Below are 21,190 nucleotides of genomic sequence, written 5' to 3'. Positions count from 1 at the left end.
TCGGTGTGAAACGCATGCGAACCTGGCGCGGTGATCGAGTTGAGTGAACAGACGATCATCGCCCAGGTGGCCGATCGGTTGACCAGCAAGTATTCGACCATTCCCGCGCAAACGGTGGCCGCCGTCGTGCAGGGTGTTCACGCCCGGTTCGAGGGGCGACCGGTGCGGGAGTACGTCCCGCTTCTCGTCGAGCGTTTCGCCGACCAGGAACTCGCGCTGCTCCTGTTGACCGGCCGCAGCCCGCTCTCCGAGCCCGCGGTCGACGAGGCCATCGCCGTCTGATCAGACCGGCCGGCTCTGCACGCCGAACAGCACCCGGCGACCGATCACCCGCCAGTCGGGTTTCTCGGTGTCCGCCCCGCGCTCCCCGCTCTCGCTGAACCCGACCCGGTCGTGCAGCCGAGCCAACCATTCGGGCGCCCACCAGTTGGCCCGGCCGAGCACGTGCATGACCGCCGGCACCAGCAGTATCCGGACCAGCGTGGCGTCGACCAGCACCGCGACCGTGAGCCCGAACCCGAACAGCCTCATGAGCGACACCTGTGCGGCCATCAACGCCACGAAGGAGATCGCCATGATCAGCGCCGCGGCCGTGATCACCCGGCCGGTGTGCGCCACGCCGAGCGCGATGCTCCGGTCGTTCGCGCCCCAGCCCCGGTGTGAGCCCAGCCAGTACTCCCGGATCCGAGCGATCAGAAACACCTCGTAATCCATCGAAAGCCCAAAAGCTATGCAGAACAACAGGACCGGCAGATCCACGCCGATCGTGCCGGTCGCCGCGGTGCCGAGCCCGCCCAGGTGTCCCTGCTGAAACACCCACACCACCGCGCCGAAGGCCGCGGCCAGCGACAGGGTGTTGGTCACCAAAGCCTCGAACGGCAACACCGCGCTTCCGGTCAGCAGGAAAACCAGCACCAGCGTGATCACGGCGATGATCGTGAGCACGAGCGGCAGGCGCGTGGTGATCGCGTGCACGGTGTCGCGATTACCCTGGGCGGCGCCCGCGAGCAGCACCGGCCGGCCCGACGGAGTTGGGACGGCGTGCAGACGGTCGAGCTGCGCGTTGGAGGCGGCCGAATACAGCGGTGCCGTCGTGGCGACGGTCATGAAGGCGGCGCCGTCGGTGATGGCGGCCGACCCCGACGGCGGCCCCGCCAGCCTGCCGCCGACGAACGTGCCGCCCGGTGAGGACACCGACGAGACGTCCGGCACCCGCGACAGCGCGGCGGCGTACGCGTTGAGGTCGGCCGGGCCGACTCCGGCCGCGTTCGCCAGCACGACCGTGACGTCGGGCACGCCGCTGCCCGGGAAGCCGGTGCGCAGCTGGTCGCCGACCTGGCGCGCGGAGGCCGAGGTGGGCAGGACCCGGTCGTCGACGACGCCCCATCGCACATCGCGGAAGGGTGAGCCGAGCAGTAACAGCAGCGCGACGATGGCGATGGCGATCGGCGCCGCGTGGCGGGTGACGGACCGCGTCCATCGATACCAGATGCGCCGTTCGACCGGGGCCAGCCGGAAGGGGGGCAGCCGCAGGATCCGGCGTGCCAACCGGCGCACGTCCAGGGAATCGAGGCGCTCGCCCAGCAGCATGATCGCCGCCGGGGTGACCACGACCGCGGCGGCCACCGCGAACGCGACCACCGCGACCCCCGCGAAGGCGAACGATTTCAGGAAGTATTGCGGGAACAGCGCCATGGTGGCCATCGACAACGCCACCGTCATCGCCGAGAACAACACCGTGCGGCCCGCCGTCGCCATCGTGCGGATCAGCGCCGCGTCGCGAGTTTGACCCTCTGCCAACTCATCCCGGAATCGGCTGAGGATCAGCAGCGTGTAGTCGATGGCCAGCGCGGCGCCCATCGCGACGGTCAGGTTCAGCGCGAAGATCGACACGTTGGTGAACAGCGAAACCATGCGCAGCGACGCCATCGCACCGAGGATCGCGAACCCGCCGACGGCCACCGGCAGCGCCGCCGCGAACAACCCCCCGAAGATCCAGACCAGCACCACAAAACTCAGCGGCAGCGCCAACGACTCCATCACCAGCAGGTCTTGGCGCGTTTGGTCGTCGACCTGCCAGAAGACGGTGGCGTCGCCGCCCGAACGCACCGTGACGCCGTCGCGGTCGTGTACGAGTTCGTGGGACAGCCGCTCGGCGGTTTTCTGGGCGTTGGCCTCACCGCCGGAAATCGCGGCCGTGATCAGGCCCGTCTTGCCGTCCTTGCTGATGAACGCGCGGGCCGCGGGCGGCGGCACCGTCCAGGCCGAACGCACCTGCTCGATATTGCGCGAATCCTGCAGCCGCCGAACGAGATCCGTGCCCGCCGCCCGCGCCCGGGGGCCGTCCGCGCCGTCGACGGACGTGACCGTGATCAGCATGACCATGTCGCCCTGGCCGAACTTCTGGGACAGCAACGCGGACGCCCGCGACGACTCGGAGCCAGGATCGAACCACCCGCCGGGCAACAGGCTCTTGCTCACCGGGATGCCGAAGATCGCGGCGGCGATCACGATCAAAACCGCCAGGGCAATGACCCGGCGCGGCGCCGCGATAGCGAGCCGAGCGCTTGCGTACAGCACGACACTCCCTTCCCACGGCAGTCCCAGCACCGACCGGCGGTCATGCGATGATCCACGAACGCGCTATCGCATGCGATAGCGCATCGCAAAGTCGCCCCGCGACCGACAGCGCTCAGCGTGCGGCACAACGCTTGCCAGATCTTCGCGAAGTTCTTGCGGATGCCTTGCCGCCGATGAGTTTGGGCCGCCCGCCGCCTCTATATAGGCGTTCGGCGTGTTCGCCTACGAAAGGGAGCGAAGATGACACGGGAGACAGGCACGCGCTACTTGATCGCGGGCGCGGCTGGAAGCCACGGAGCCACGGGCAATTACGCGGCGCGACAGCTGCTCGCACGCGGGCTGCCGGTCCGCGCGTTCGTTCGTCGGGCGGATGAACGGGCCGACCAACTCAGGGAGCTCGGCGCCGAGATCGCCGTCGGCGATCTCCTCGACTACCGCGACGTGCGCGCGGCGCTCGACGGCGTCCAGCGGGCCTATTTCACGTATCCGCTGGCCGAAGGGCTGCTGGAGGCCTCCGCGAACTTCGCCGTGGCCGGCGCGCAGGCGGGTTTGCAGGCGGTGGTGAACATGTCCCAGATCACGGCGGCCCCGGATCATCGCAGCCCCGCGGCTCGCGCACACTGGGTGGCCGAACGGGTGCTGGACCAGTCCGGAATCGGCGTCACGCACCTGCGGCCCCCGTTTTTTCTGGAGAATCTCTTCAACGTCGCGGCCCCGACCGTTCGCGCCGAGGGCAGGATCTATCTTCCGTACGGCGACGGGGCCCACGCTCCAATCGGGGGCGAAGACATCGCGCGCGTGGTCGTCGGCATCCTGACCGATCCGTCCGCGCACCGTGGCAAGACGTATGTGCCCACGGGGCCGGCGTCGCTGACGATGACGGAACAGGCCGGCGTTTTCAGCCGGGTGCTGGGGCGCCCGGTCGAATACGTCGACATCCCGGGCAAGGCCTGGAGGCAGGCCCTGGCGCAGGTCGACGTCATGACGCCGTATTTGATCGAGCACCTCTCGCGGGTCGCCGAGAGTCACCAACACGGTGTTTTCGACGCGGTGACCGACGTCGTCGAAACGATTGGCGGCGTGGCGCCGCAGTCGCTGGACGCGTTCATCGGCCAACACCGGACCGCATTCGGGGTAGCGCAGGAGGCCCACCACGATGCCTAGCGGACCGGTCACCGTCATCGGCGCGACCGGCCGGCAAGGCGGCGCGGTGGTCGAGGCCCCGGTCGACCGGGCGGTCCCGGTTCGGGCGGCGACGCGAAACTCGAACGGCGACAAGGGATTGGGGTGAGGAGAATGCGCAGAGCCGCCGTGGTGCAGTACCACACCACCGCAAATTCGGCCGAACACAACCGGGCGTTGATCGAGCGGGTACTGGACGAGCTCCGGGCCCGCGATCCCGGCGGGCTGGACTACCAGGCGTTCCAGTTCGAGGACGGAACGGGTTTCCTGCACGTCGCCGTGTTCGACGGCACCGCCGACCCGTTCGCGGGTTGCGACGCCGACCGGGAATTCCACCGCGAGCTGGACAAGCGCCTCGCGACACCGCCGCTGATCAGCCGCGCCGTGCTGATCGGAGCCTACTTCGGCAGGAAGCGATGAGTTTCGGCCCGGCCGATCCTCAGTATGTGGTGAAAGGAGGCAGACCCCGATGAAGATTTCGCGCATCGCGCCCCGGCAGGAGTGGCTTGCCGCGCGGCTCGAATTGTTGGCCGAGGAGAAGGCCGCGAGCCGGCAGCTGGCCGCCCTGGCCGAGAAGCGCCGCGGCTTGCCGGCGGTGCCCGTCGACAAGGACTACGTCTTCGAGGGCCCCGACGGCAGCGCACGGCTGATCGATCTGTTCGACGGCCGCAGCCAGCTGATCGTCTACCACTTCATGTGGCTGCACGACATCGACGACGGCTGCCCGAGTTGTTCCTTCGCCGTCGACAACATGCCCGACCCCGTCCACCTTCGCGAGGGCGCGGACACCACGCTGGCGCTGGTGTCGCGGGCGCCGTATGCGCGGCTGAGCCGGTTCAAGGCGCGGATGGGCTGGCGGCTGCCGTTCTACTCCTCGCACGGCAGCGACTTCAATTACGACTTCCACGTCACCAGCGACGAGTCGATCGCGCCGGTCGAATACAACTACAAGGACAAGGCCAAGCTGCTGCGGGAGGGACTGGACTACGCGGCCGCCGACGGCGCCGACGGGCAGGGCATCAGCGTTTTCGTCCAGGACGACGGCGCGGTCTTCCACACCTATTCGGCCTACGGGGTCGGCGCCGACGTCATGCTCAGCACCTACCGCTTCCTGGACCTGACCCCGCTGGGCCGCCAGCGCTACATCAACGAGTGGCCTTGGCACGACACCTACGGAGCCTCGGACGGCCATGCCCACCACCACTGACACCAAAGAGGACTTCGGGCGGCTCGCCGAGCCGTTTCGGCGCGAGCTGATCGCCTACGGCTACCGAATGCTCGGGTCGCTGGACGACGCCGAGGAGATCGTGCAGGACGTGTACCTCGAGGCGTGGCGCGCCTATGACCGCTTCGAGGGACGCTCGTCGCTGCGCACGTGGCTGTATCGCATCGCCACCCGCGCCTTCCTCAAGGGGATCGAGCGACACAACCGCCGCCCGCTGCCGTCAGACCTCAGCGGTCCGGCGATGGATGCCTTCGCCGGTGTGCAGGCCGGCTCGCCGGAGCTGGCCTGGTTGCAGCCGGCGCCCGACTCGGTGCTGACCGGCACCCTGACGGATCCCGCCGCGGTGGTCGCCGCGCGTCACACGATGCGGTTGGCGTTTGTCGCCGCGTTGCAGGCGCTGACGCCCCGCCAGCGGGCGGTGCTGATCTTGCGCGACGTTCTGAGCCTGAGCGCGGCCGAGGTCGCGGCCGTGCTGGAGCTCAGCGTCGCGGCGGTCAACAGCGCGCTGCAGCGGGCGCGTTCGCGGCTGCCGGCCGACCACGACAGCGTGCTCGAGCCGTCGGAGGCCCGGCAACGCGAGCTGCTCGACCGGTATGTGGCCGCGTTCGAAAACGCCGACGTGGCCGGGCTCATGGCGGTGCTCACCGAGGACGCCAGGTACGAAATGCCGCCATTTCTCACCTGGTTTCGGGGCGCGCACGACGTCGGGGGGTTCCTCGGCGCACGGATGCGCGAGTTGGGTGGGGCGTCGGTCATCCGGACTTCGGCCAACGGGCAGCCCGCGGCGGCGCTGTACACCGGTCCGGCCGGCGGGCGGCGGCTGCACTCGTTGCACGTGCTCACCGTTGCCGCACAGGGCATTTCCCACGTCGTGGCGTTCATGGACGTCGCCACGCTAGGACGTTTCGACTTGCCGGCGACGGCGTCAAAGAAAGGACCACAACGATGAGCGCGACCGGAATCGACAAACCAGCTCCGCCGCAAGGCCCGACGGCCTTCCGGGTGTTTCTGCGCGTCTACGGCGTGCTGACGCTCGCGATCTTTGTGCCGCTGTTCGTAGGTTTCATCGCGCAGTCGCCGCTGCTGGCTGAGCACGGCGGCGCGTTGAACTGGACGATCTGGAACGACGTGCGTTGCGGCAGCGAACATTTGCACGTTCCCCCGATGCTGCTGGTGATCTACATCGTGTGGGGTATCTTCCTGCTGCGCGCCGCCGGCGACCCGCGCGGCTACGCGTCGTTTCTGAGCTTCACCATGTGGGCCAATCTCGTCCACGGGTTATTGATGGCCGCCCAGGCGGCCACCGAGATCGATCACTACTGGAGCAAGTTCTTCACCGACATACCGTTCGTGCTGGTCCTCGCGCTCGGCATCTACCTGTGGCGGCGCAAAGAGGCTGTCGGCCGGATTAATTCGCAGTGAACGCCGAAAGGCGCCACGGCTAACAACGTCGGGAAAAACCTCCGCACCAAAACGGAACGCCGCGATTGACGCGCGCGGATATAGAGTGCTGTGTAGAGCACTGTTACGACAACGACTGTCACCACGGTGGCGTGCCGCGCCGGCCATCGAGTCCCGTTGCTGCTCAAGGGGATTGGCGACCGGAAAGCCCGCGCACCCGTCCGTCCGGAAGGTGCGCGCCATGTATCGCCAGATACTCGATCCCGTCGCCCACTCGCTGGCCTGGAGCTCCCTGGTGGCCGCCTTGCCGCTGGCCGCCCTGTTCCTGATGCTGGGTGTGTTGCGGGTCCGGGCCTGGATGGCGTCGCTTGCGTCGCTGGCCGTCGCGCTCGTGATAGCGGTCGCGGTCTACGGGATGCCGGTCGGCCAGGCGGCGCTGGCGGGTGCGGAGGGCGCCGTCTTCGGGTTCTTCCCGATCCTATGGATCGTGATCAACGCGATCTGGGTTTACCAGATGACGGTGGAGACAGGCCATTTCGACGTGCTGCGCCGCAGTTTTGCGACGGTCAGCGACGATCACCGGATCCAGGCCATCATCATCGCGTTTTCGTTCGGCGCGTTGCTCGAAGCGCTCGCCGGGTTCGGCACGCCGGTGGCGGTCACCTCGGTGATGCTGCTCGCGCTGGGCTTCAAACCGATCAAGGCGGCGGTGCTGGCACTGGTCGCCAACACCGCGCCGGTGGCATTCGGCGCGATGGCCACGCCCATCATCACGCTCGCCAAGACGTCCGGGTTGCCGACCGACACGCTCGGCGCGATGGTCGGGCGCCAAACCCCGATCCTGGCAGTCTTCGTCCCCCTCGCGCTGGTCGCCATCGTCGACGGCCGGCGCGGCGTGCGCGAAACTTGGATCCCCGCGATTGCGGGCGGCGTGGTTTTCGGCCTGGGTCAGTACGCGACGTCGAACTTCGTGTCGGTGCCACTGGCCGACGTGATCGCGTCGCTATTGTCCGCGGGTGCCGTGGTCTCGGTGGTTCGCATCAGGCCGTCGCGCCCCGAACACGTTGGCGCGCCGGTCATCGCCGGCGGGGCCGCGGAGGCGCCGGCTCCCGAGTTCGCCGAGCGCGTCGCGGATCCCGACCCGCGCGGGCAGGTGCTGCGCGCGTACTCGCCCTACGCGATTGTCATCGCCGTCTTCGTGATTTGCCAGATCTCTTGGGTGAAGAAGCTTCTCGACAAGGCGACCTTCATCGTGCATTGGCCGGGGCTGCATCTCTATACGGCCAAGGGCGCCCCGTCGTCGCTGCCAAACTTCACCTTGAATCTGCTGACCACACCGGGCACGCAGATGCTGGTGGCCGGGGTCCTCACCATGGTGGCGCTGCGCCTGTCGGTGGGCGGCGCGCTCCGGGCCTACGGGGCGACGCTGCATCAGCTGCGATGGGCCATCGTCACCGTAATGGCAGTGCTGGCACTGGCATTCGTGATGAACGCATCCGGGCAGACCATCACCCTGGGCACGTGGATGGCCGGGGCCGGAGGCGCGTTCGCGCTGCTCTCCCCCATCCTGGGGTGGCTCGGTGTGGCGGTGACGGGGTCCGACACGTCCTCGAACTCGCTCTTCGGCGCCCTGCAGGTGACCGCGGCGGCCAAGGCGGGACTATCCCCGGTGCTGATGGCCGCCGGCAACAGCTCCGGCGGAGTGCTCGGAAAGATGATCTCGCCGCAGAACCTCGCCATCGGGGCGGCGGCGGTCGGCGTGCACGGCAAGGAGGGCGACATCTTCCGGCGCGTGTTCATCTGGAGCCTGGTGTTCCTGGCGTTCATCTGCGCCCTGTCCGGGCTGCAGGCGTCGGTGCTGTCCTGGATGGTGCCCTGATTCTTCGCAAAAGATTGCCACGGCCGTCCCGGACGGCACTAAGCTGCTGTTCGTGCGCAAAGGCGTATTAGCCATCGGACGAAGCCGGTGGTTGGCGTTGGCGGCCTCGCTGGTGGTCTCGGCCGCGATCATCTACGCCCAAGGCACCAAGCCCATCAACGCCCAGGGCACACAGCCGTGCTGCCCCGACAAGCCGGCCGCGGGCCAGGCGGCCGGGCCGTCCGTGCCGCCGATCGCCGCGGCGGCGCCCGGTCCGACCGCCGCACCGCCGACCGCCGCACCGCCGGCGGGTCCGGCGCCGCAGATCGCCAGTCCCGCGGAGGTGGAGAAGCTGGCGGCGGGTGCTCCCGCGGCCGCCCAGCAATTCCTGTTCCCGTTGTCTCCCGGCGTCGCGAACGAGCAGCGGTTGCAGGTCAAAACCATCTGGGCTGCCCGCGCCATCAGCGTGCTGTTCCCGGAGATCACCACCATCGGGGGGTATCGCGAGGATCCCCTGCCGTGGCATCCCAACGGGTTGGCGATCGACGTGATGATCCCCAACCACGCCAGCCCGGAAGGCATCCAGCTCGGTAACGAAATCGCCGGGTACGCCCTGGCGAACGCGAAACGGTGGGGAATCAACCATGTGATCTGGCGCCAGAAGATCTACCCGGGCGTCGGCGCGCCGAGCTGGATGTCGAACCTGGGCAACGAAACGCTGAACCACTACGACCACGTTCACATCGCCACCAACGGCGGCGGCTACCCGACCGGTCACGAGACGTACTACATCGGGTCGATGACGCCCGCGCCGTCCGAGTGATCAACGGCGCCTTCGGGATTCCGGTCAGCCGCCGAGGAGGCCGAGCAAGTCGCCGGTGATCGGGGGCACCGTCAATTGCCCGCCGCCGAGGCTTTGAGGCAGGGTCAGGATGCCGCCGGTGATGACCGAAGGGATCCCGACGTCCCCGCCGCCGACGCTCGGGGGCAGGCTCAGCACGCCGCCGGTGAGGATCGACGGGATGCTGACGTCCCCGCCGCCGGCGATCGGCGGCAGGCTCAACACCCCACCGGTCAGGACCGACGGGATACTCAACTGTCCGCCGCCCAGGACCGGCGGCAGGGTCACCGCGCCGCCGTCCAGGATCGGGGTCAGGATGGTGCTGATCGGGGGCACCGTAAATACGCCGCCGCCGAGGCTGGAGGGCAGCGTCAGCAGGCCGCCGGTGATGATGGAAGGCAACCCCAGCACGCCACCGCCGAGGCTTGCCGGCAGGTCGAGCACGCCGCCGGTCAGGATCGACGGCACCGTCAAGTCCCCGCCGCCCAGGAACGACGGCAGGGTCACCACGCCGCCGTTGATGATCGGGCTCGCGGCGGTGACGATCGCGGAACCGACGCTCGAGATCGGCGGCACGATCAATTGCGCACCGCCCAAGATCGGTGGCAGATCCAGCACACCCCCGGTGATGAACGACGGCACGCTCAGCACGCCACCGCCCAGGATCGGCGGCAGGGTCACCAGTCCACCGTTCAGGTTCAGGCTCGCGCTGCCGCCCAGGAACGACGACAGGTTCAAGTCCGCGGCGGCCGCAGCCCCGGCGTTGGCCAGCTCGGTGCCGAGGTAGGCGCCCGCGCCCGCGTTGATCAGGCCGACGAACTCCTCGTGAAACACCTTGGCTTGGGCGTTGATGGCTTGGAATTCCTGGCCGAAATCGCTGAATAACGTTGCGACCAAAGCCGATACCTCGTCCTGAGCGGCGGCGGCCACGGCCGTCGTGGGCGCCGCGGCCGACGCGGCGGACCCGGACAGCAACGTACGAATGCCGGCCAAACCTTCGGCCGCAGACTGCAGCTGCTCTGGAGCCGTCACGAGATATGACAAAACGCGCCTCCCGCCGATCCGCTGCGACAGTCGCCCGATGACTCAGCAATAAGAGCGTACTGGGATATCGCCGAAATGCCTACGAAAACTCCGTTTTTCAGTAATGACACCGGTCAGATGAGCCTCAACCGCGGGCGGCGGCCGGCAAAAGAGGTTGATTGCGCTCGCCGCCCAAAATCTCAGGGCCGTCGCGTATTTCGCCTCATTGGGCCGTCCACCCGCCGTCGATCGAATAACTGGCGCCGGTGATGGTGGCGGCCGCATCGCCGGCCAAAAAGACCGCGAGCGCGCCGATGTCCTCCGGTTGGGTGTAGCGGGCCATCGGTTGCTTTTCGGCGACGAATTCCGGTTTGACCTCGTCGAACGACTTGGCCGCCGCATCGGCGCGCGTTTGGATCTGCTGGGCGATCAAGGGCGTCATCACCCAACCGGGACAGATCGCGTTGCATGTTATGCCGTGGTTGGCGGTTTCGATGGCCACCGCTTTTGTCAGTCCGACAACGCCGTGCTTGGCCGCGACATATGCCGCTTTTTCGGCGCTGGCAACGAGGCCGTGCGCCGAGGCGATGTTGATAATTCGGCCCCAGCCGCGGCGTTTCATCCCGGGCAGCGCACAGCGGCACGTGTGGAACACGGCCGACAGATTCGTCGCGATCACGGCGTCCCACTTGTCGACCGGGAACTCCTCCAGCTTCGCCACGTACTGGATGCCGGCGTTGTTCACGAGGACATCGATTGCGCCGAAGGACTTTTCGGCGCCGGCGATCATTTTGGCGACCTCGTCCGGCTTGGTCACGTCGGCACCCGAATAGGCCGCGGTCACCCCGAACGTCTCCTCGATGTCGCGCCGCTGTGCCTCAACGGCCTCCGGATCGCCGAAGCCGTTGAGGGTGACGTTCGCGCCCTCGGCGGCGAAGGCGCGCGCGATGCCGAGGCCGATACCGGACGTGGAACCCGTTACGAGTACCGACTTTTCGCGCAGCATCGGGTCAGCGTTCGGATGCCGGTTCGACGGTGACGAGTTCCGTTATGCCGCTCACGGTGAGGACGGGCATCACCAGCGGGTGGGCGATGACATCGATGTGTGCGGCCCGGGCGAACAAGGCGTTGATGGCGGCGCTGTCCAGGTACTCCACCGCGCTGAGGTCGACGGTAAACGTGCCACTGTTGTTCGCGGCCTCGGCGATGGCTCTCCTGAGTGCGTCGTTAAACTCGTCGATGTTGCTCAGGTCGATTTCCCCCGTCGCGGTCAGCACGAGCTTCCCGTCGTCGCGGCGCGCGGTGTCGAGGGTCAGCGACGTGGGCATCAGGTGATCCTCGCGCATAGGTGAACCGTAGTTCCCGCGGCCTCAGGGTTGATGGTGACGTCCTGCATGAGGCCCCGCATCAAAGCGATGCCACGGCCGCGATTCGTCTCGGCAGCCGGCTGCGGGGGTTTCCACGAGCCGGTGTCGGTGATGGTCAAGCGCACCTGGTCGACCAAGATGGTGGCGCCCAGGCTGATCGTTCCCCCGGGGCTGTGGCGGTGACCGTGCTCGATGGCGTTGGCGACGGCCTCTCCGGCGGCGACGAGCACGTTCATCGTCTGATCCGCGTCCAGCTTGGCCCGGGTCAGCCACCGGCGCAGTGCGGTGCGGGTGGGTGCGAGCTGGCTGACGTCGGCCGGAAATTCCAACTCCAGCGGGGCGGGATGGCGGTAGAGCAGCAGGACGACATCGTCCTGATAGCCGCCTTCCGGCGCCAGACCGGCCATGATCTGGTTGGCCAGATCGTCCAGTGTGGAATCGCGCCCGTCCTGGACGAGGGCGGCCGCGCGCGAAATGCCCTGGTGCAGCAGTCGACGGCGACGTTCGACCAGTCCGTCGGTGTAGAGCAGCAACGTGGCGCGCGGCGGAATGGTCACCCGTGCTTCGGGGCGGGGCCAGTCGGGTCGAACCCCGAGCGCGATGGTGTGGCCGTCGTCCAGCATTCGGGTGGTTCCGTCGGCGTCGACGAGGACGGGCGGCGGGTGCCCGGCGCTCGAGTAGACCAGTTCACCCGTCTCGGGGTCGAGCACCGCGCAGACGGCGGTGGTGCATTGCGCGCCGGGCAGCCGCGCGGCGAAGCGGTCGATGCCCGCCAGGGCGGCGCTGGGGCTGGGGTTCTCGAACAGCAGCGCGCGGCAGGCGCTGCGCACCTGCCCCATCACGGTGGCGGCGGCCAGGCCATGGCCGACGCAATCCCCGACGATTAACGCGATGCGCCCGTCATCCAGGTCGACGACGTCGTACCAGTCGCCGCCGACCTGGAGGGGCCGGCTGGCGGCCTGGTAGCGCACGGCGAACCCGTGGGGTAGGTCGGCGGGGCCGAGGATGGCGTGCTGGAGGGCGAGGGCCGTTTCGCGCTGCTGGTCGACCTGGTGCACCCGTTGCAGCCCCTGACCGAGACGGCCCGCGAGCACGGTCAGCAGCGTCTGGTCCTCCAGGGTGAACGGCCGCCGCTCGGTCAGGTCGATCCGCACGACGAGCACGCCCTCGGGATGCTGCAGCGCGATGCCCGCGGTGCCGGGCTCGGCGGCGTTCGGGGTGAGCAGGTCGCCGTCGCGCAACGAGCTGAGCATCCGGCGCGTTTCGGAGGGCAGGTCCGCCCACTGCGCCGACTCGCCGACCGATTCCACCGACGGTTCACGAGAGGCGGTTTCCGCGGTGGAGTCGTCGGTCGGGAAGGTAACCGCCAGGACGCGGCGGGCCCGCCACAGCCGGCGGAGTTCCTCGGCCGCGGCGTGCACGGCATCTTCGACGCTGTCGGCTTCGGCGAGTTCCTGGTTGAGGGCGTGTTCGCGGCCCGCCGCCAGCGCCAACGCGATGGCCGCGTGCCGGGCGAAGTCGCTGACCAGCTCGAGGTAATCGTTGCCGAACGCCGGCCGCCCCGGGTGGCGCGCGACGGCAATCACCCCGAGCACCCGGCCGTCGGCGATCAGCGGCATCACGATCGCCGAGCGTTCACCGGCGTCGGTGAACCCCTCGATCGGATACTGGAAGGAATCGGTGATCAACGGCAGGCCCCGACGCGCCACGCCGCCGGTGGTGGAGGCGTCCATCGGCACCTGCCGGCCGATCACCTCCGAGGCGTACCGGCCCGCCGTCGCGGCCACGACCAGGGTGTCGACCTGATCGGACGGCAGATCGGGCTCCCGTGGGACCAGCAAGATGGCCTGTTCGGCGTCGGCCAACTCCAGCGCCCGGTTGACGATGAGCTGCAACGGCCCGGTCTGTGGGTCACCGGACAGCAGCGCGGTCGTGATTTCCCGGCTGGCCTTCGTCCATTTCGACGATTCGCGTTCCCGCTCGAACAATCGCGCGTTGTCAATGGCGGCCGCGGCCGCCGTGGCCAGTGCCCGGACCGCGGATTCGTGGGAGTCGGTGAACACCCGGCCCGGACGATCGTCGGCGAGGTAGAGGCTGCCGAAGTCGGCCGCGCGCACGGTGATCGGTATGCCGAGCAGCGCCCGCAGCTTCGGGTCGCGCGGCTGCAGTGCGGCGGTCGCCGGGTGGGCGCTCAGATCGTCGACGCGCAGGCCGTCGGCCACCGGCAGGTCGCCGAGCCGCCGAGCCGTGTCGGCGTCGATGCCCGCCTGAACGAACGAGGCCAGCGTGCCGTCGGGCGCCCTGATGCCCAGCGCCGCGTACCGGGCGTCGGTCAGCTCCATCGCCGCGTTGACGATTCGATGCAACGTCGAATCCAGATCCAGGTCGGCGTTGATCTCGACGATGACCCGGACCAGGTGTTCCAACTGGTCGCGAGCAGCCGCCAGCTCGTCCAGCTGGGAACTCACGTCGTCCCGGTCGTCTTGCCCCATAGCTCCAAATCTAATTGTTAAATTCCGGCTCTCCGTTTTGGCCTCGGTGGTTGGCCGGGTAAGGGGCGTGGTCGGTGTCACCGAGGGCGGGTATTGCGGTGGTGATTACCCACTCGGGACTGAATTGCACACGGCGTCCGGTGCCGGCGTCGCCCGGGTCGTCCCAGTGGACGCTCGCGCGGCCGGAGAGCTGGAGCGTGATGCCGGCGCGGAAGTCGACGAACAGCAGCGCCGCGGAGGGGTCGGCGGCGAGGTTTCCGAAGCTGTTGAACATGTTGTTGCCGGGAAAGTCGGGCCACCACAGGCGGCCCGCGGCAACCCGGACGAACCCCGGGGGCCCGCCGCGGTGGGAGGCGTCGCTGCCGGCGGTGGGGTGGGTAGTGCCCAGAAAGAAGGTGTCGGCCGCCTCGATGAGACGAATGTCCTCGGCTCGCAACGCATTTCCGGAGTACAACGGCTTCCGGTCGTCGGCGGGCGCCCCATGGACGTCGACGCGACGCTGGTGGATGTACTGCGGGCAGTTGCCGTAAGCCTGGTCCACGTCGACGGTCAGAGCGCCGGGCTCGGTGGAGCTGAGAAGACCGTTGATTCGGACGCGCTTCCGGGTGAGAAAGTTGATGGCGATGACACCCACCGGTTGTTCGGAGGGTAGGCCGTGGAGCGGGTCCGCGCTCGGCAGCTCCGCTCCGATCTCCAGGGCGGTCGGCGAGGCCGCCCGCAGGAACCCGGGTGCGCCGAACAGCGGTGAGGTCCAAAGCCGTCCGGACCGATCTCGGGCGGCCATGGCCGCGAACGGCGCCTCGGAGAGGAACGCGGCCATGCCGGCGCGCAGTTGCCCGCGCCCGACCATCGCGGCGAGCCGCGCGGCTTCGGCCTCGACGCCGGCTCGTCGCTGGACGGCCAACTCACCGGCGTGGAAACCCACGCTCGATGTCATCGCGGCACCTCGGCAAAGCCCGGTTGTCCGGCGTCGACGACGGAATTGAACCGGTATCGAGTTACCAGACTTTCGTTGATCTCTTGGATCGCGCTCTCAGGAAGGGCGGTGACGTCGAAGTTTTCGCCGATGCGTGCGGGTTTGACCGACGCGGTCAGGACGGCCGAGCCGCGCTGGATGCCCCACGCCAAGAGCACTTGCGCCGGCGTCTTTCCCACGCGCCGAGCGATCGAGACGATGAGCGGGTCGTCGAGCAATCGCGGTTCGAGCGCATGGCCCAGCGAGGCGAAGGCCAACAGGATGATCCCGTGCTCCTTGCACAGTTCGTGGAGTTCCCATTGCGGGTGATACGGGTGCGACTCGACCTCGACGACGGACGGTTTGATCCGGGCGGTTTCGACAATCTTCCGGGCGCCCGCGGCGTCGATGTCCGACAGACCTATCGACCGCGAAAGGCCCTCGTCCACAAGGGCTTCCATCGCGGCCCAGGTCTCCTCCAGCGTGACCCCGTCGTCGTAGAGCACGGCTCCGTGCCGGTCGCGGGGGTCTTGGTCGTCGCCGGGCCGGAACGCGAACGGCGTGTGCACCAGATACAGATCGACCGCCTCGAGGCCGAGCTTGTCCAGGCTGGCCCGCAGCGCGGGCTTCACCCGTTCAGGCCGATGGTTGTTGTTCCACAGCTTGGTGGTGACGAACAGTTCGTCACGACGCACGGTCCCGGCGGCGAACAACTCTTTGAGCGCCGCGCCGACGTCCGCTTCGTTGCGGTACCGCTCGGCCGCGTCGAGGTGGCGGAACCCGATCTCGACTGCGGTCTTGACTCCGTTTCGCGTCTCGTTGCGATCGGAAAGCGACGTCCCGAATCCGAGCGCCGGAATCGCACCGCTGCCGTCGTTCAATGAGAATCGGTGATCGCTTAGCTTCTGGTCTAACGTCATGGCGCTCAGCCTCCTGGGCTCGTACTATAAATGACCAGTCGTCTAATTAACAGACGCCGCGGTCACGCCATTCCCGAAGCGACCGATCAGCGCAGCAGCGCCGGGACCGTGACCGCCTCGAACCGGTCGTACGGGACGCGGCTGCGGGCGACTTTTCCGCGCAGGGCGGCACCTTCCCACGCCTCGATCAGCCGAAGGGCCAGGTCCCCCGCGTCGAGGTCGCCGCGGTCGCCGGACCGCAGGCACTGACCGAGGGCGGCACCCCAGCGGTCGAGAATGCTCACGAGCTCCCTGCGCACCGGCTCGCTGGACCCGCCGAGTTCGAGCGAGAGGTTGCCGACCAGGCAGCCGAGCACGAAATCGCCGGCCTCGTGCTCGTCGGCCAGCGCGTGGAAGAAGCGGGTGATTCGCTCCCGCGGCGGCCCGTCCGCCTCGAGGATCGGCAGCAGCCGCGCCTCGACGTCTTCCCAGTGATGCTCGAGGATCGCCGCGGCGAAAGCCTCCTTGCTGGGGAAATACGCGTAGAACGAGCCCTTCGGGACGCCGGCCGCGTCGGTGATGTCCTTGACGCCGCTGGCGGCGAATCCGCGCGCGTGCACGAGCTCCAGGCCCGCCGCGAGCAGGCGGCTACGCACTTCGGGGTTCGGTGGGCGGGGCATGGCGACAATAGTAGCCGACCGGTCGGCTATCTTCGGTCGGCCGCCGTGCACGGGACGGGTGGCGTAGCGTCTGGAGCGGCCTTCGACCGCGGGGAATGAAGGAGCGAGATGGTCACTGCGGCTCTGTTCGGTTTCCTGACGCTGCTCGCGCTCGCGTTCGCGTTCGTGTTCGCCGCCATTGCGGCCGTCCATGTCAAACGGCTGCAGGACAGGCCGCCTCCCCCGCTGAGCGACGAAATCGGCAGCGCCAAAGCGGTTACGCGCAAAGTGCGCAAGCGCGAACCCATGTCGCAAGAGGAGCTGGATTACGCGAGGCACCTCCTCGGCGCCCGTAGCTCGGTGTTGACGCTCTGCATCCCGGGTGCGTTGTTCTCGCTGGGCTGCTTCTACGTGTTCGGAAGCCTCTACCACCTGCATGGGGCGACGCCCTCCGAGCGGACGTTTCTCGGGCTGTTCCCGATCTTGGCGTCCATAAATCTCACGACTCAAATCATCCGCAGCGCAAGACTGAAACGGCGTCTGCAAAAGATGTCCTGAAGCCGCTGCCGTGAGCGACCGGAGCGTGCTCCCGCAGGTCGTTGCGGTCGCGTTCCGGCTGCAAGGCCGCTACTCTTGCACGATCATCTGTCCATTGGGTACATGACCGTCTACTATCTGCAGTTGGCCTAGGGGTGGGGCCGGGGGGAGAAGACGGTGGCCCGAGCGAGTTACGAGAGGTGATCGAATGAGCCCTCGTCCGGTGGGCAGGCGGGTCTTGGCGCGAGTCTGGCTGCCGCTGGTTGCCGTCATCGCGCTCGCTGTCGGCGGGGTGGCCATGTACAAGGTGCATCAGTTCTCGGAGCCCCCGCCCGTCATCACCGTCAATCAGCCGGCCGCACCGCCGGAGTTCAGCATCAAGCGGCTCACATACGAATTGTTCGGCTCCGTCGGGGAAGGCGGGATGCTCGTCTGGGTGGATATCAACGGGCATCCGCATCGGGTCGACCTCACGACCTTGCCGTGGTCGCACACGGAGGCGACGACGCTAACCGTGGTGTCCGGCAGCCTCTCGGCGCAGGTGCATGGCGGTCAAGTCGGCTGCCGACTGCGGGTGAATGGCGTCATCCGCGCTGAACAGTCCGATACCAATCAGGATGCCCACGTCTATTGTCTGGTGAAATCCGCATGAGCGAGCCACAGGCGGAGCACCGGACGAAGCGCCCGTTCGTCCCCAGAATAGTTCGCGCCCTTGCGATTCCGATCATCGCCTTCTGGGGCCTGCTCGCCGTGTCGACGAACACCTTCATGCCCCAGGTCGAGCGGGTCGCCGAGGAGCTCGCCGGCCCGCTGGTCCCGCACTACGCGCCGTCGCAGCGGGCGCTGCTGTCCATCGGTGCGAAGTTCCGCGAGTCCAATTCGACCAGCTTGGCGATGATCGTGCTGGAGGCCAACCGGCCGCTGGGCGACGCGGATCACCAGTACTACGACGACTTGATGCGCCGGTTCAAGGGCGACCCCAAGCACGTGCAGTACGCCATGGATCTGTGGGGGAAACCGATCACGGCGGCCGGCGCGCAGAGCCTCGACGGCAAGTGCGCCTACGTGCTGTTGCGCCTCGCGGGCGATATCGGCCAGATGCAAGCGAATGAGTCCGTTGCCGCCGTTCGGGACATCGTCGCAAAGGACACGCCGCCGCCCGGGCTCAAGGTCTACGTCAGCGGCGCGGCCCCGCTCGCCTCGGACACGGTGGCGATTGCGAATTCGAGCCTGAACGACATCACGATCGTGACGATCTTCCTCATCATCGGAATGTTGTTGCTGGTGTACCGCTCCATCGTCACCCTGTTCGTGCCGCTGGCCGGGGTGCTGTTCGAGATGCTGGTCGCGAAGGGGGTTATCGCGACCCTCGGGCATCTCGGGTACATCGAACTTTCCTCGTTCGCCGTGAACATCGTCGTCGCGCTGACTCTGGGAGCCGGCACGGACTACGGCATCTTCCTGATGGGTCGCTATCACGAGGCGCGACACGACGGCGAGAGCCGGGAGGAAGCGTTCTACACCGCGTACAAGAGCGTCACCCCCGTCATCCTCGGCTCGGGGCTGACGATCGCGGGGGCGTGTTACTGCCTGACGTTCGCGCGACTCAACTACTTCCACACGATGGGCCCGGCGGTCGCGATCAGCATGCTGTTCACCATCGCGGCGGCGCTGACGCTCGGCCCCGCCTTCTTGACGCTGGGCAGCCTGTTCGGGCTCTTCGACCCGAGGAGCAAGGCCAAGGCACACCTGTATCGGCGGATCGGGGCGAGCGTGGTCCGGTGGCCGGTGCCGATCCTGTTCGCCAGTGCGGCCGCGGTTCTGCTCGGGGCGATCTTCGTGCCGACGTACCGGCAGAACTATGACGACCGCCAGTACCAGCCGCACAACGCGCCCGCCAATTTGGGCTTCCAGGCGGCCGATCGGCACTTCCCGAAGAGCAAGCTGTTCTCCGAGATGCTGATGATCGAGACCGATCACGACATGCGGAACTCGGGCGACTTCATCTCATTGGACCGCGCGGCCAAGGCTCTCGAACGCCTTCCGGGCGTCGCGATGGTGCAAAGCATCACCAGGCCGATGGGCCGGGCTTTGGAACACGCCACGATCCCGTATCTGTTCACCACACAGGGCAGCGGGAGCGGCCAGCAGCTCCCGTTCAATCAGCAGCAGAACGCGAATACCAACCAGCAGGCGCAGATCACGCAGCACACCGTCGAGGTGACGCGCAAAGAGATCGACTATTTCCAGAACCTGTCGGACGAGCTGCACAAGACGGTTCTCACCGTCGAAGATCTGCAACGGGTTACCGACGAGATGAATCAGGAGATCTCGAACTTCGACGACTTCTTCCGACCCATCAAGAGCTACTTCTATTGGGAGCGGCACTGTTTCGACATCCCCATGTGCTGGGCGTTCAGGTCGTTGTTCGACACGCTCGACAACATCGACCACTTGGCCGCTGACATCAACGACGCCAAGACCTCCCTCGAGGAGATGGACAAGATCGTGCCGCAGATCATCGTGCAGCTGAAGCTGACGGCCGACGACTCGGAGGCCTTGGCGAACCTGTTGGTCAGCACCTACGGACAGTCGGCTCTGCAGACCACCCAGACCAACCAGACGTTCGACGACCAGATCAATGTGGGTCTCGACTTCGACCAGGCCCGCAGCGACGACTTCTTCTACATCCCGCACGAGGGCTTCGACAACGAAGACGTCAAGACCGGCATGCAGCTGCTGATGTCACCGGACGGCCAGGCCGCTCGGATCATCGTCACCCATGAGGGAGACGCCAACGGTCCGGAAGGCGTGCAGCACGTCGAACAATTCCCCAACGCCATAACCGTTGCGCTCAAAGAGACTTCGCTGGCCGGCTCGAAGGTCTATATCGGCGGTTCCGGCTCCACCAACAAGGACATCAAGCAATACGCCGCGTCCGATCTCCTCATCGTGGCGATCGCCGCCTTCGTGCTGATCTTCTTGATCATGCTGTTCCTCACGAAGAGTCTGATGGCGGCGATTGTCATCCCCGGCACGGTGGCCTTCTCCTATGCCGGGGCGTTCGGGCTTTCGATACTCGTCTGGCAGCACCTCATCGGACTGCCGCTGCACTGGTTGATTCTGCCGCTGACGTTCATCATCCTGGTGGCGGTGGGCTCGGACTACAACCTGCTGTTGATCCTTCGGGTCAAAGAGGAGCTGCATGCCGGGATCCACACCGGTCTGATCCGCGCCCTCGGCAGCACCGGTGGTGTAGTGACTTCTGCCGGTTTGGTTTTCGCGTTCACCATGCTGGCGATGCTGAGCAGCGATCTGCGCACCGTCGGCCAGGTCGGTTCGACCGTCTGCATCGGCCTGCTGCTCGACACGCTGATCGTGCGGTCGTTCGTCGTGCCCTGCATCCTGCGCATCCTCGGGCCGTGGTTCTGGTGGCCGACGCTGGTGCGGTCCCGTCCGCTGCCGGTTCGCGCGGCGACGCCGGCCACGTGAGCACTGTCAGCCTGCCATGCGGTGATTCCCATTTGCGATATCACCGGCGCTATCACAAATGAGACTCACCCATCGGCCGCTCGCGGATTACGCGATGCGATCAATGGTCGCAAGTTCCCCCGCCAGCTGCTCGCGGGCAATTTCGGCGTCGTAATGAGCCTGCATGTTGATCCAGAACATGTCGCTCAGACCGAGCGCACGGGATAGCCGCAACGCCGTGTCGGCGCTGATGCCGCGCTTGCCGTGCACGATTTCGTTGATCCGGCGCGGCGGCACGTCGATCGCCTTGGCGATCCGATACTGCGAGATACCAAGCGGATCAAGGAATTCGGCCTTGAGGATCTCGCCCGGGTGGGTCGGCGCGAAGTCTGCCATTTATGTTTGCCTTTCTAGTGATAGTCGACGAGTTCAACGTTCCCGGCCCCGCCGGCGCTCCACGTGAAACAGATGCGCCACTGGTCGTTGACGCGGACGCTGTACTGGCCGGCACGGCGGCCGGCCAGTTTCTCCAGTCGGTTGCCCGGAGGCACCCGCAGGTCGTTGATGGTCTCGGCGGCGTTGATGAGAACGAGCTTGTTGTATGCGAGCCTGCTGAGTTCCGGACTCAGTTTCTTCACGTAGCGGCGCTGCCAGATCGCCTCGGTGTCCTTGTCCCGGAACGAGCGGATCACTCGACCAA

The 21,190-nt window shown here is 67.2% G+C and carries 22 protein-coding genes; 12 read left to right on the top strand and 10 right to left on the bottom strand.

Annotation, left to right across the window (positions count from 1 at the left end; all coding sequences use genetic code 11):
• Positions 1 to 78 precede the first annotated feature (78 nt).
• On the top strand, positions 79 to 282 hold the full coding sequence (locus tag AWB92_RS27655; RefSeq protein ID WP_142282349.1) for a hypothetical protein: 204 nt from the start codon (positions 79 to 81) through the stop codon (positions 280 to 282).
• On the opposite strand, the gene AWB92_RS27650 is transcribed toward AWB92_RS27655, so the two are convergent.
• Positions 283 to 2,580 carry an MMPL family transporter gene (locus tag AWB92_RS27650; RefSeq protein WP_085191355.1) on the bottom strand — a complete coding sequence of 766 codons (2,298 nt, stop codon included), beginning with the start codon at positions 2,578 to 2,580 and terminating at the stop codon, positions 283 to 285.
• 240 nt (positions 2,581 to 2,820) lie between these two features.
• On the opposite strand from AWB92_RS27650, the gene AWB92_RS27645 reads away from it, so the two are divergent.
• The 8 genes from AWB92_RS27645 to AWB92_RS30145 all read left to right on the top strand — a co-directional run bounded on the left by AWB92_RS27645 (position 2,821) and on the right by AWB92_RS30145 (position 9,069).
• Positions 2,821 to 3,744, top strand: a complete 924-nt coding sequence (locus AWB92_RS27645) for an NmrA family NAD(P)-binding protein (protein ID WP_085191353.1) — start codon at positions 2,821 to 2,823, stop codon at positions 3,742 to 3,744.
• Positions 3,737 to 3,871, top strand: a complete 135-nt coding sequence (locus AWB92_RS27640) for an NmrA family NAD(P)-binding protein (protein ID WP_085191351.1) — start codon at positions 3,737 to 3,739, stop codon at positions 3,869 to 3,871. Before AWB92_RS27645 ends, AWB92_RS27640 begins: the two co-directional genes overlap by 8 nt.
• Positions 3,872 to 3,876: 5 nt before the next feature.
• Positions 3,877 to 4,182 carry a hypothetical protein gene (locus AWB92_RS27635; RefSeq protein ID WP_085191348.1) on the top strand — a complete coding sequence of 102 codons (306 nt, stop codon included), beginning with the start codon at positions 3,877 to 3,879 and terminating at the stop codon, positions 4,180 to 4,182.
• A gap of 49 nt (positions 4,183 to 4,231) precedes the next feature.
• A complete protein-coding gene (locus AWB92_RS27630; protein WP_085191346.1) occupies positions 4,232 to 4,969 on the top strand; it encodes a DUF899 domain-containing protein in 738 nt (245 codons plus the stop codon).
• Positions 4,953 to 5,936 carry a sigma-70 family RNA polymerase sigma factor gene (locus AWB92_RS27625; RefSeq protein ID WP_085191344.1) on the top strand — a complete coding sequence of 328 codons (984 nt, stop codon included), beginning with the start codon at positions 4,953 to 4,955 and terminating at the stop codon, positions 5,934 to 5,936. The genes AWB92_RS27630 and AWB92_RS27625 overlap by 17 nt, the downstream gene beginning before the upstream one ends.
• Entirely contained in the window at positions 5,933 to 6,409 is a 477-nt protein-coding gene (locus AWB92_RS27620; protein WP_085191342.1) for a DUF6632 domain-containing protein, read from the top strand. Before AWB92_RS27625 ends, AWB92_RS27620 begins: the two co-directional genes overlap by 4 nt.
• A gap of 220 nt (positions 6,410 to 6,629) precedes the next feature.
• A complete protein-coding gene (locus tag AWB92_RS27615) occupies positions 6,630 to 8,267 on the top strand; it encodes an L-lactate permease (RefSeq protein WP_173817501.1) in 1,638 nt (545 codons plus the stop codon).
• Between the two features lie 43 nt (positions 8,268 to 8,310).
• The gene (locus AWB92_RS30145; protein WP_173817507.1) at positions 8,311 to 9,069 is read left to right on the top strand and encodes a glycoside hydrolase; all 759 of its coding nucleotides are present in this window, start codon (positions 8,311 to 8,313) and stop codon (positions 9,067 to 9,069) included.
• A 24-nt stretch (positions 9,070 to 9,093) separates the two neighbouring features.
• On the opposite strand, the gene AWB92_RS27610 is transcribed toward AWB92_RS30145, so the two are convergent.
• The 7 genes from AWB92_RS27610 to AWB92_RS27580 all read right to left on the bottom strand — a co-directional run bounded on the left by AWB92_RS27610 (position 9,094) and on the right by AWB92_RS27580 (position 16,503).
• Complete coding sequence (locus tag AWB92_RS27610; protein ID WP_241523609.1) at positions 9,094 to 10,119, bottom strand: PE family protein; 1,026 nt, start codon at positions 10,117 to 10,119, stop codon at positions 9,094 to 9,096.
• A 214-nt stretch (positions 10,120 to 10,333) separates the two neighbouring features.
• Positions 10,334 to 11,116 carry a 3-hydroxybutyrate dehydrogenase gene (locus tag AWB92_RS27605; protein WP_085191338.1) on the bottom strand — a complete coding sequence of 261 codons (783 nt, stop codon included), beginning with the start codon at positions 11,114 to 11,116 and terminating at the stop codon, positions 10,334 to 10,336.
• A 4-nt stretch (positions 11,117 to 11,120) separates the two neighbouring features.
• Positions 11,121 to 11,438 (bottom strand): STAS domain-containing protein, encoded by a 318-nt coding sequence (locus AWB92_RS27600; protein WP_085191429.1) that lies wholly within the window; start codon positions 11,436 to 11,438, stop codon positions 11,121 to 11,123.
• Positions 11,438 to 13,969, bottom strand: coding sequence for a SpoIIE family protein phosphatase (locus AWB92_RS27595; protein ID WP_085191336.1), 2,532 nt, complete (start codon positions 13,967 to 13,969; stop codon positions 11,438 to 11,440). The genes AWB92_RS27600 and AWB92_RS27595 overlap by 1 nt, the downstream gene beginning before the upstream one ends.
• 10 nt (positions 13,970 to 13,979) lie before the next feature.
• Positions 13,980 to 14,906, bottom strand: coding sequence for a pyridoxamine 5'-phosphate oxidase family protein (locus tag AWB92_RS27590; RefSeq protein WP_085191334.1), 927 nt, complete (start codon positions 14,904 to 14,906; stop codon positions 13,980 to 13,982).
• Entirely contained in the window at positions 14,903 to 15,844 is a 942-nt protein-coding gene (locus tag AWB92_RS27585; RefSeq protein ID WP_085191332.1) for an aldo/keto reductase, read from the bottom strand. Before AWB92_RS27585 ends, AWB92_RS27590 begins: the two co-directional genes overlap by 4 nt.
• A gap of 86 nt (positions 15,845 to 15,930) precedes the next feature.
• Positions 15,931 to 16,503: a TetR/AcrR family transcriptional regulator gene (locus tag AWB92_RS27580; RefSeq protein WP_085191330.1), complete on the bottom strand. Its 573-nt coding sequence runs from the start codon at positions 16,501 to 16,503 to the stop codon at positions 15,931 to 15,933.
• A gap of 108 nt (positions 16,504 to 16,611) precedes the next feature.
• Here AWB92_RS27580 and AWB92_RS27575 point away from each other — a divergent pair, with 108 nt between their 5' ends.
• The 3 genes from AWB92_RS27575 (at position 16,612) to AWB92_RS27565 (ending at position 20,511) form a co-directional block, all read left to right on the top strand.
• Positions 16,612 to 17,040, top strand: a complete 429-nt coding sequence (locus AWB92_RS27575; RefSeq protein WP_085191328.1) for a hypothetical protein — start codon at positions 16,612 to 16,614, stop codon at positions 17,038 to 17,040.
• Between the two features lie 187 nt (positions 17,041 to 17,227).
• A complete protein-coding gene (locus AWB92_RS27570; RefSeq protein ID WP_085191326.1) occupies positions 17,228 to 17,671 on the top strand; it encodes an MmpS family transport accessory protein in 444 nt (147 codons plus the stop codon).
• Positions 17,668 to 20,511: an RND family transporter gene (locus AWB92_RS27565; protein WP_085191324.1), complete on the top strand. Its 2,844-nt coding sequence runs from the start codon at positions 17,668 to 17,670 to the stop codon at positions 20,509 to 20,511. Before AWB92_RS27570 ends, AWB92_RS27565 begins: the two co-directional genes overlap by 4 nt.
• Before the next feature lie 87 nt (positions 20,512 to 20,598).
• On the opposite strand, the gene AWB92_RS27560 is transcribed toward AWB92_RS27565, so the two are convergent.
• Positions 20,599 to 20,886 carry a HigA family addiction module antitoxin gene (locus AWB92_RS27560; protein WP_085191322.1) on the bottom strand — a complete coding sequence of 96 codons (288 nt, stop codon included), beginning with the start codon at positions 20,884 to 20,886 and terminating at the stop codon, positions 20,599 to 20,601.
• Between the two features lie 14 nt (positions 20,887 to 20,900).
• Complete coding sequence (locus AWB92_RS27555) at positions 20,901 to 21,182, bottom strand: type II toxin-antitoxin system RelE/ParE family toxin (protein ID WP_085191320.1); 282 nt, start codon at positions 21,180 to 21,182, stop codon at positions 20,901 to 20,903.
• Positions 21,183 to 21,190: the final 8 nt, after the last annotated feature.

The organism is Mycobacterium sp. IEC1808 (assembly GCF_002101935.1).
GTDB lineage: Bacteria > Actinomycetota > Actinomycetes > Mycobacteriales > Mycobacteriaceae > Mycobacterium.
This window is presented reverse-complemented; position numbering and strand designations above follow the sequence as displayed.